The sequence below is a fragment of the uncultured Nitratireductor sp. genome, assembly GCF_913053745.1.
Taxonomy (GTDB): domain Bacteria; phylum Pseudomonadota; class Alphaproteobacteria; order Rhizobiales; family Rhizobiaceae; genus Nitratireductor.
The window spans coordinates 1-9,163 of the sequence record NZ_CAJXGF010000165.1; the positions used below are offsets into that span (position 1 = coordinate 1).

Here is a 9,163-nt window from a genome sequence, read left to right on the forward strand (position 1 = left end):
CGTTCTGCATCGCTCGTCGACCGTTCTCCAGCCTCCGCGGGGAGCGGCACCGCGACGACGGCTGCCGCAAGCGCGATGGCCATGGCGAGGGCACGATATCCGTTTCTCAGAAAACTGTTCATGACCGTAATATAGTGTGCCATGAGCCGGTTCGACAGGTGGCCGGCTGCGAGGCTAGTTGAGCGAGAGGATTGCCCCGTTGAGCAGGGCCGCAAAAAATACCCATGCCGCGTAGGGAATGAACATCAGTGCCGAAGCGCGGTCCGTGCGCCAGCTTAGCGCGATGAATGCGACAATCGCTGCCGCGAGCAACAGGATAATCAACAACGCCAGTGCCATCTGGTGAAGCGCGAAGAATGCCGGTGACCAGGCAAAATTCAGGATAAGCTGGAGCCACCAGAGCCGCATTGCCGTATCGGTACGCGCACGCAGCCATGTTCGCGCGCCTGCGATGGCGATGAGAACGTACAAACCTGTCCAGACCGGTGCAAAGACCCAGTTGGGCGGGTTGAAAGACGGCTTTTCCAGCGCCGCATACCAGGCGCCGGGAGCGGTGATGTATCCGATCGCGAGACCGGCGCCGACAACGAGAAGCAAAAAGACCGGCAGAACGCGTAGAACGGGCATGGTTTCGATCCGTATTGGAACCCTGGAGCGGTGGCTGCGTGCCTCCGTGCTCAAACATGTCCGTTCCGCAGGCGATTTCAAGGAAAGACGCGTAAAACGGTATCGAAAAGCCACATCCCGTTGGGGAATCCCATGAGGCCCCAATGAGGCCCCAATGAGGACCCCATGAGGAACCTTGCGATTTCGACGGCATTATCTGTCAGGCGGGCGTGTTTGCCATGCGGGCGGGGTCGAATTCGAAGCTGAATTTCTCTCACCGAAAGCACCGTGTCCATGTTGCGGTGGCGGGTCCGTGTCTGTATTGGCGGGTGAGGGCTGCGCCGGTGCGCCGAACCTTTGATCCCAGCCAGGGAGGTCCGTTTGAACGAACCGGAAGGACTTGACGAAAACGCCGAGGTCGAAGACACGGAAGGCATGGGCATCTATGACGAGGATGGCGTCGTCTCGGCGCCCTTTCTCGCCCATATCGGCGCGGCCATAGCCGACCGCGACACGATCACGCTCAGGCAAGAGGTGGGGTCACTCCACCAGTCCGAAATCGGCGATCTTCTCGAAGCGCTTCTTCCCGACCAACGCCTCGCGCTCGTCGTGTTGATGGCCGACGATTTCGACTATACCGCGCTCACCGAGGTGGATGAGGCGATCCGCCTGGAGATCCTCGAAAGTCTGCCCAATCAGCAGGTGGCGCGCGCCGTCGAACAGCTCGATTCGGACGATGCCGTCTATATTCTGGAGGATCTGGATCAGGAAGATCAGGACGAGATCCTCGCCGAGCTTCCCTTCACCGAGCGTGTGCGGCTGCGCCGATCCCTGGGCTATCCGGAGGAAACGGCCGGACGGCGGATGCAGACGGAGTTCGTCGCGGTTCCGCCGTTCTGGACCGTTGGCCAGACCATCGACTACATGCGCGAGGAACAAAACCTCCCCGACAGTTTCTCTCAGATTTTCGTTATCGATCCCACATTTCGGCTCGTCGGTGCGGTCGATCTCGACCGTATCCTGCGCACCAAGCGCGGCACCAAGATCGAGGATGTGATGCGCGAGACGCGCCATGCCATTCCGGCCACCATGGACCAGGAAGAGGCGGCGCAGATCTTTGAAAAATACGACCTCCTGTCGGCTGCCGTGGTCGACGAGAACGAGCGCCTCGTCGGCGTGCTCACCATCGACGACGTTGTCGACGTCATCCAGCAGGAAGCGGAGGAGGATCTTTTGCGCCTGGGCGGCGTCGGCGATGAAGAGCTCTCCGACCGCGTCTGGACTGCCGCCCGGTCGCGGGTGCCCTGGCTTATGGTCAACCTGATCACCGCTTTCCTCGCTGCTTCCGTGATCGGCCTGTTCGATGACACGATCGAGAAGGTGGTGGCCCTGGCCATCCTGATGCCGATTGTCGCCGGCATGGGCGGCAATGCCGGCTCGCAAACCATGACGGTTACCGTGCGCGCGCTCGCCACACGCGACATCGACATCTACAATGCCGGCCGCATCATTCGCCGCGAAATGGGTGTCGGCCTGTTGAACGGCGTCGTGTTCGCCACGCTTATCGGCGTGGTCGCGGCCACCTGGTTCCAGGATTACAATCTCGGCGGCATCATCGCCGCGGCCATGATCATCAACATGTTTGTGGCCGCGCTCGGTGGCATCCTCATTCCGCTCCTGCTCGACCGGGTCGGCGCCGACCCGGCGGTTGCTTCTGCCGTGTTCGTCACCGCTGTGACCGATGTCGTTGGGTTTCTGGCTTTCCTCGGTCTCGCCACCTGGTGGTTCGGCATTTAGTTCAGGCGGGCAGAGGTGTTGTCGACCGGCGAGCGCGATAAAGAATGAAAAAAGCTATTGCCATATTGCCGAGATTCCACGCGATCCCGTTGAGGAAGGCGGCCTGATACGAGCCCGTTAGGTCGTAGATCCAGCCGGACATCCAGCCACCCAGCGCCATGCCGATAATGGTCGCCATGATCACCACCCCCATGCGCTGCCCGGCTTCGCGTGCAGGCAGGTATTCGCGCACGATGATCGCGTAGCTCGGCACGATGCCGCCCTGAGACAGCCCGAAGATGAACGACACCATGTAAAGCGATGCAAGCCCGTTGAAAGGTATGTAGAGGAACAGCGAGAGACATTGCAGGATCGATCCGAGGAGCAATGTCGGCACGCCGCCGATTCGGTCGGCCAGCAGACCCGAAACCAGCCGGCTGGCGATGCCCGCACCCAGCATCAACGATAGCATTTCCGCCCCGCGGGCGATGTCGAAACCCAGATCCATGCAGTAGGCGACGATGTGCACCTGCGGCATCGACATAGCCACGCAGCAGCCGAGCCCGGCAAGCACCAGAAGCGTTTGCAGCATACGCGGAGAGAGATCTATCGGCTTTCTGCCGCCGGGGCGCCGCATATGCGCGGCCGCAATGTCGTCTGCCTGATTTATCTCGGGCCTTGCGCGCATCAGCATGGCCAGGGGCACGATGCTGACGATGCAGAAAATGCCGATTCCGAGAAAGGTCACACGCCAGCTTGTGTGTTCGAGCGCAAGCTTGATCACGGTGGGCCACAGAACCCCGGAGAGATAATTGCCGCAGGCGACCGCCGCCACCGCGATGCCCCGGCGTTTCTCGAACCAGTGCGAGATATCGGCCAGAAGCGGGCCGAAACAGGCCGATCCGCCGAGCCCGATCAGCCCCTGAAGGATGACGAACTGCCACAGCGCGGTGGTGAAACTTGAGGCGATAAAGCCGGCGCCCAGCGCCGCGCCGGCTATGGCAACGGGCAATGCCACGCCGATTCGGTCGGCAAAGCGCCCGATCAGCACATTGCCGAGCGCAAATCCGATCATCGAACTCGTATAGGGCAGCGACGCGGCTGCGCGGTCGACGCCGAATTCCGCCTGAATGGGCGGCAAAACCACGACAAATGCCCAGAGCCCCACCGTGCCGAATGTGCCCAGAAGCAGCGCAATGGTCATACGGAACCACGCATAGGGTCCGTCGATCGCGTTGTCGTCGGCGCTGGTGGGATTGCGCGCTTGCAAGCCTGTCGATCCTTGTCCACGAGGTTTTGAACCACGCACCTGCTGATTTGGCGCGCGGCATGGCTTTCTCTCATAACGTGAAGCCACATGTCTCCGTAGGGCCAGGCATGCCTTCATGCCTGGCCATCGCAATCCTGCCGGTGGCGGATCGAAAATTGACTTTTACGTAAAAGCCGTGTCACTTTGCTCTTCCTCGCTAAACAAATGCTCTCAATTGCAGGCGAGGCGGCGTGGTGGGCAGGTCGCAAACTTGTCTCAGGGTCGGGCAAGGGACAACGCGGCATCAACCAACGGGGCATCGGCCGGAACGGCCGATCGGGGAGCCGTCATCAAAGGGCAAAGGCGTCATGCGCGATTATTACTCCATCACCGAGCTGACGCGTGAGTTCGGCATTTCCACCCGGACATTGCGTTTCTACGAGGACGAAGGGTTGATTAAGCCGGTCCGCCGCGGCCGCACGCGGCTTTACCGTCCCTCCGACCGGCATCTGGTCCGGCAGATTCTGCGCGGTCGCAGCATCGGTTTCTCGATTGCTGAAATCCGCGAAATCATCGAGGTCTACAAGGCTCCGCCCGGTGAGATCGGCCAGCTTAAACTCATGCTGGCGCGCATTTCGGAAAAGCAACGGGATTTGCGTCAGAAGCGACGCGATCTTGAAGACACGCTTGAAGAATTGGCACGCGCCGAAGAGGCCTGCGTCGAGCGCCTTGCGGAACTGGGCGTCACCACCTGACCTTCAAGGCGGCATTCAAAACCAGCGCCGCACCCGTTTTTGATAGTCGCGGTATTTTTTGCCGAAACGCAGCGCGAGATGTCGTTCTTCCGGTTCGATGGCGAGTTTCTGCGTCAGGAAACAGGCGATTGCCAACAGGGCAAAAAACCATGCATTTCCCGAAACCAGTGCAATGCCGGCCAAGAGCATTGAGTTGCCCAGATAAATCGGATTGCGACTGATGGCGAAAGGGCCGCTCGTCACCAAAACGTCTGCGGTCCGCGTGGGCAGGATTGCGGTGCCTGCTCTGTGGAGTGTGCGCATGGCTTGCAGGTCGAGAAACGCGAAACCGGCGATCAGCAACCAGCCGATCGCAAACAGGATGTCGGAAAGCGGCGGTCCGAACCACGGCAAGGGGTAGAACACACCGAGCGTCGCGGCGATGGCAATCGCCGCCAGATAGAGCACGGGTGGCCAGGGAAATCGTGCCGGTTGCCGCTCATGGTCGTTCATTCGAATTGTCCCCTTGCGTGAAATCGCGCCCCGTTTCCGCACGCATAGTGCATTCGGTGGCGATTTCGCTCAAGCGGCTTTGCGTTTCGCTGCCCGGCGCGTCCGACATTACGGCGTCCAGACGGTTTTCCACTTTCAGCGTGTCGGTGAAGCAGGCGCAGTAGGCGGCACAGAATGTTTCGTCGCGGGTTTCCTGGCACTGGCTCGCACATGCCCCGGTGAAGCGCATCTCGACCGGTTCCTGTGCGGGCGGCCAGACCTGTGCCAGAACCCAGACGCAGCCGATGAGAATTGGTTGGTGCAAGAGGTAGAACGCAAGGCTGTGGCGGCCGGCAAAGGTGAAGGGTATATGCCAGCGCGCTGGCCTGATCAGCCCGAGCCACTGAAGAAAACCCGTATCGCGCGCGATTCGCGCGGCGCCCATTCCGGCGAGAACGGCAGCGAACCACGGCACCAGCGGCACATAGTCGTTGGAGGGTGGACGGAATGTGGAAAGACCCACCCACCAAAGCGCCGGCGTGTCGAAAACGGGAGCGCTCAGGAAATGCGGTGCCGCTGTCAGGCCGACGGCGAACACCAGGAGCAACCAGGCGGGGGCACGCAGAAAGGCAAGGCCGAGAAGGCTTGCCATGGCGATGTGATGCAGGATGCCGAAGAAAATGAACCCCGATGGAAAGGCGAACCAGGTGGCCGCCGAGATCGCCGCCGCGGCAGCGACGATCATCGCCAGGCGCTTGAGAAAGCCGTTCCAGCGGATCTGCGGTTCATGGGCGAGAAACAGGCTGACGCCGACCAGAAACAGGAAAGACGTCGCGATGCTGCGCGCGAACAGGCGCCACCCGCCGGTCACGGTCGTCCCGGCATCCATGTAGCCGAAAAACTCGAGATCCCATCCGAAATGATAGACCGCCATGGCGATGAGCGCGCCGCCGCGGGCGATGTCTATGGCATCGATGCGTGATTTTCCTGCCGCTCGATGCCGCATATCGTGTCGTCCCGGTATCGTTCTCATCCCAATATGATTATATCAGTCGCTGCGAAAAGTGGCCGAAAGACGGAGAGATTCGACATGCAGACGGTTGAGGCGAACGGTGCGTTCATTCCGGCTCTGGGAATGGGAACCTGGACATTGAAGGGGGACACCTGCACCGATCTGGTCGTCCGGGCGCTGCAGGCCGGCTACCGTCATGTGGACACGGCCGCCGCATACGACAACGAGGAGGCTGTCGGCAAGGGGCTTCGCGCATCGGATGTGAAGCGCGAAGACGTATTCCTGACCACCAAAGTCTGGTGGACCGACATTGCCGGAGCCGATCTGGAACGGTCGGCGATGGAAAGCCGCGCACGGCTCGGTGTTGATTACATCGATCTCCTCTTGATCCACTGGCCGAACCCGAATGTCGAGCTGACAGAGAGTGTGCGCGCTCTGAACCGTATGCGCGAGAATGGACTGGCCCGCCACATCGGTGTGTCGAATTTTCCCACCGCATTCCTGGCGGAGGCGTCGCGTTTGTCCGATGCGCCGCTTGTGGCCAATCAGGTTGAATATCATCCATTCCTCAATCAGGATCGCGTACACGATGCGTGCCGGCAGGCGGGGATGGCGATGGTTTCTTACTGCCCTCTGGCCCGTGGTGGCGATCTCTTCTCTCAACCAGAAGTCGCAGAGCCGGCCCGGCGCTACGGAAAGTCGCCAGCGCAAATTGTCCTGCGCTGGCATATCCAGCAGGACGGCGTGGTCGCCATCCCCCGCACCAGCAATCCCGATCGTCTGGTTGAGAATGCCGACATTTTCAACTTTGCCCTCAATGCGGAGGAAATGGCGGCCATATCGGCTCTGCGGGAGAGGGGTGTTCGCATCTGCGACTACGACTTCTCGCCAGTCTGGGATCGCGTCTGAACGCGGATGGCGGTTGCAGGTTAACCCCGCGTTAGCTCATGTGAAATAGGGTTACTCACGGTTGTCATGGCTCCGCGGTGGGGCGGTGTCGGGCAACCGTGCCTTTGGGGGAAGGTGGACAGCGTATGTTGCAGATGTCAGGCGCTCCGGAAAAGGGGCTCGCGGATATTGCCAGCACGATCGCGAATTCCATGCGCCGCATGGGAGTTATGGGTCTGCCACGCAATTACGAGATCTTCTATGAGGTCTTCACCGGTTCGAACCGGGAACTCGTCTGCGACTTCGAGGCTCTGAACGGCCGTCCGACCCAGGAAGCTCTCGACAAACTGTCGGTGAAATATTTTACCCAGAACAACCGGCAGGCCATTGTGGAGAACGCGCAGGAGCAGATTGCATCGCGCGCTCAGGAAATTCTCTCTCTTCTCGGTCGGGAGCGCAGTTCGCTGGAGAAATTCGGCGTTATTCTCGACCAGACCTCCAACGGACTGAACAATCGCGGGGATCTCTCCCACGACATCATGCGCAAGATCGTCGGCATTATGGCGGCTGCGACGGAAACGACGATCGCACAGGGTCGCCAGATCACGCAGGCAATGGAGGAAAAATCCAACGAGCTCAAAGAGATGCGCTCCAAGCTCGAGCGGTACAAACGCCTTGCCGACACCGATCCGCTCACGCGGATATGGAACCGCCGCGCCTTCGACAAGCGCATGGCGGAAATTTTCGACAATCAGCGCTCCGTCATGTTTCACGCCCTGATTCTTGCCGATATCGACGGTTTCAAGGCCTTTAACGATCATTACGGGCATCCTGTCGGTGACAAGATCCTGCAAAGCGTGGCGCAAATTCTCAAGACACAGTGCACCGACGATTGTTTTGTGGCGCGCACGGGGGGCGAGGAGTTTGCCCTTATCGTCGAGGGGTTGTCTGAGGACGCAACGATGAAAGTTGCCGAGGCGGCGCGGCTGGCGATCGAGAAAGCGGAGTTCGTCATCGGTTCGAGCGCGCGCAGCTATGGCCCCATCCACATTTCCTTGGGCGTTTGCATGGCCGCGGACAGTGTCGACCCGGAGGAGCTTTACGCGAAGGCGGATCAGGCGCTCTACGCTTCCAAAGTCGACGGTCGCAATCGGGCAACGCTGTTCTCGCGAATCCCCAAAGGCAAGTTCACAAAGAACTGGCTGCTCTATCGCGGCGACTGACCACGATCCTGCCGTCCGGGTGCATTTTCCTAAAATTTGCCTATAGTTTGGCGAAAGCGGCGCCGAATTTTGCCCGATTTGTGATACACGGGGCTCGAGGGGCATTTGGCGCGCGATTCATGTCGCGAATATTTTGATAATGTGAGGATACGGACCATGTTGAAGAAATCCATCGCTGTTGCGCTGGTGGCAGGTTTTGCTGCCGGCTGTGTGACGAGCACAGATCCCTTTACCGGTCAGCAGAAGATCTCCAACACGGCCGGCGGGGCTGCGCTCGGCGCGCTTGCGGGTGCCGGCGTTGGGCTTCTGGCAGGCGGAGACGACCGCCGCAACGCGCTGATCGGCGCTGGCATCGGCGCGCTCGCCGGCGGCGCGGTCGGTTCCTATATGGACCGGCAGGAAGCGCAACTGCGCGGCCAGTTGCAGGGCACGGGTGTGAGCGTTACCCGCCAGGGCGATTACATCATCCTCAACATGCCCTCCAACATCACTTTCGCCACGGATTCGGCTTCCATCCAGCCGGCTTTCTATTCGACGCTCAATTCGGTGGCGCTGGTTCTTCAGGAATACAACCGTACGCTGGTCGACGTGTTCGGTCATACCGATTCCACCGGTGATGCGAACTACAACCAAGAGCTTTCCCAGCGACGTGCCGGGGCCGTGGCGAACTATCTTATCGGCCAGGGTGCGAACAGCCAGCGCTTCGCGATCATCGGCGAAGGCGAAAACCAGCCCATCGCTTCCAATGCGACGCCGGAAGGTCGCGCGCAGAACCGTCGCGTGGAGATCCGCCTGTCACCGCTTACAGGCGCGTGATCTCTTAGATCCCGTCACAGGACAAAATAAAAGCCGCCGGCGAGCTCCGGCGGCTTTTTCGTTCCAGACCTTGATCGCTCCGCTTCCTATCCGGCGGCCATGGCCGCCGCGATCCGCGCCGCCAGGCGGGCGTTGTTTTTTACCAGCGCAACATTGGTGGCGAGGCTCGCGCCCTCCGTCAGTTCCAGAATCCGGCCCAGAAGAAACGGCGTGACGTCCTTGCCCGAAATACCCTTGGCGTTTGCCTCTTCCTGTGCGGTGGCAATATGTCTGGCCATCTCTTCGGCGGGGATTTCATCCTCTGCGGGCACCGGATTGGCGATCAGCATGCCGCCATCAACGCCCAGCGTCTTGCGCGTTTCCTGGA

The 9,163-nt window shown here is 60.5% G+C and carries 10 protein-coding genes; 5 read left to right on the plus strand and 5 right to left on the minus strand.

Translation table 11 applies throughout. The features are described 5' to 3' along the window. Positions 1 to 174: 174 nt before the first annotated feature. Entirely contained in the window at positions 175 to 627 is a 453-nt protein-coding gene (locus QZ638_RS20125) for a TspO/MBR family protein (RefSeq protein ID WP_295813682.1), read from the minus strand. Between the two features lie 414 nt (positions 628 to 1,041). On the opposite strand from QZ638_RS20125, the gene mgtE reads away from it, so the two are divergent. Then, positions 1,042 to 2,403, plus strand: coding sequence for a magnesium transporter (gene mgtE, locus QZ638_RS20130; RefSeq protein WP_295813690.1), 1,362 nt, complete (start codon positions 1,042 to 1,044; stop codon positions 2,401 to 2,403). Between the two features lies 1 nt (position 2,404). On the opposite strand, the gene QZ638_RS20135 is transcribed toward mgtE, so the two are convergent. Then, entirely contained in the window at positions 2,405 to 3,586 is a 1,182-nt protein-coding gene (locus QZ638_RS20135; protein WP_295813691.1) for an MFS transporter, read from the minus strand. Positions 3,587 to 3,999: 413 nt separating this feature from the next. Here QZ638_RS20135 and QZ638_RS20140 point away from each other — a divergent pair, with 413 nt between their 5' ends. Further along, positions 4,000 to 4,386: a MerR family DNA-binding transcriptional regulator gene (locus QZ638_RS20140; RefSeq protein WP_295813683.1), complete on the plus strand. Its 387-nt coding sequence runs from the start codon at positions 4,000 to 4,002 to the stop codon at positions 4,384 to 4,386. Between the two features lie 15 nt (positions 4,387 to 4,401). Here the strand turns inward: QZ638_RS20140 and QZ638_RS20145 are convergent, their stop codons facing one another. Then, positions 4,402 to 4,878: an isoprenylcysteine carboxylmethyltransferase family protein gene (locus QZ638_RS20145; protein WP_295813684.1), complete on the minus strand. Its 477-nt coding sequence runs from the start codon at positions 4,876 to 4,878 to the stop codon at positions 4,402 to 4,404. Beyond that, positions 4,865 to 5,863 carry a DUF1624 domain-containing protein gene (locus tag QZ638_RS20150; protein WP_295813685.1) on the minus strand — a complete coding sequence of 333 codons (999 nt, stop codon included), beginning with the start codon at positions 5,861 to 5,863 and terminating at the stop codon, positions 4,865 to 4,867. The genes QZ638_RS20145 and QZ638_RS20150 overlap by 14 nt, the downstream gene beginning before the upstream one ends. A gap of 84 nt (positions 5,864 to 5,947) precedes the next feature. On the opposite strand from QZ638_RS20150, the gene QZ638_RS20155 reads away from it, so the two are divergent. The 3 genes from QZ638_RS20155 to QZ638_RS20165 all read left to right on the plus strand — a co-directional run bounded on the left by QZ638_RS20155 (position 5,948) and on the right by QZ638_RS20165 (position 8,796). Next, positions 5,948 to 6,778 (plus strand): aldo/keto reductase, encoded by an 831-nt coding sequence (locus QZ638_RS20155; RefSeq protein ID WP_295813686.1) that lies wholly within the window; start codon positions 5,948 to 5,950, stop codon positions 6,776 to 6,778. A gap of 125 nt (positions 6,779 to 6,903) precedes the next feature. Beyond that, complete coding sequence (locus tag QZ638_RS20160; protein WP_295813687.1) at positions 6,904 to 7,980, plus strand: GGDEF domain-containing protein; 1,077 nt, start codon at positions 6,904 to 6,906, stop codon at positions 7,978 to 7,980. A 156-nt stretch (positions 7,981 to 8,136) separates the two neighbouring features. Further along, positions 8,137 to 8,796 (plus strand): OmpA family protein, encoded by a 660-nt coding sequence (locus QZ638_RS20165; RefSeq protein WP_295813688.1) that lies wholly within the window; start codon positions 8,137 to 8,139, stop codon positions 8,794 to 8,796. 86 nt (positions 8,797 to 8,882) lie between these two features. Here the strand turns inward: QZ638_RS20165 and QZ638_RS20170 are convergent. Then, a partial coding sequence (locus QZ638_RS20170) for a pseudouridine-5'-phosphate glycosidase (protein WP_295813689.1) occupies positions 8,883 to 9,163 on the minus strand: 281 nt, incomplete at its 5' end.

Bases quoted from the DNA above. Each gene is read 5' to 3' on its own strand.
- QZ638_RS20125 (WP_295813682.1), bottom strand. From the start codon at position 627: ATGCCCGTTCTACGCGTTCTGCCGGTCTTTTTGCTTCTCGTTGTCGGC.
- QZ638_RS20140 (WP_295813683.1), top strand. From the start codon at position 4,000: ATGCGCGATTATTACTCCATCACCGAGCTGACGCGTGAGTTCGGCATT.
- QZ638_RS20145 (WP_295813684.1), bottom strand. From the start codon at position 4,878: ATGAACGACCATGAGCGGCAACCGGCACGATTTCCCTGGCCACCCGTG.
- QZ638_RS20135 (WP_295813691.1), bottom strand. From the start codon at position 3,586: ATGACCATTGCGCTGCTTCTGGGCACATTCGGCACGGTGGGGCTCTGG.
- QZ638_RS20165 (WP_295813688.1), top strand. From the start codon at position 8,137: ATGTTGAAGAAATCCATCGCTGTTGCGCTGGTGGCAGGTTTTGCTGCC.
- QZ638_RS20160 (WP_295813687.1), top strand. From the start codon at position 6,904: ATGTTGCAGATGTCAGGCGCTCCGGAAAAGGGGCTCGCGGATATTGCC.
- QZ638_RS20150 (WP_295813685.1), bottom strand. From the start codon at position 5,863: ATGCGGCATCGAGCGGCAGGAAAATCACGCATCGATGCCATAGACATC.
- QZ638_RS20155 (WP_295813686.1), top strand. From the start codon at position 5,948: ATGCAGACGGTTGAGGCGAACGGTGCGTTCATTCCGGCTCTGGGAATG.
- mgtE (WP_295813690.1), top strand. From the start codon at position 1,042: ATGGGCATCTATGACGAGGATGGCGTCGTCTCGGCGCCCTTTCTCGCC.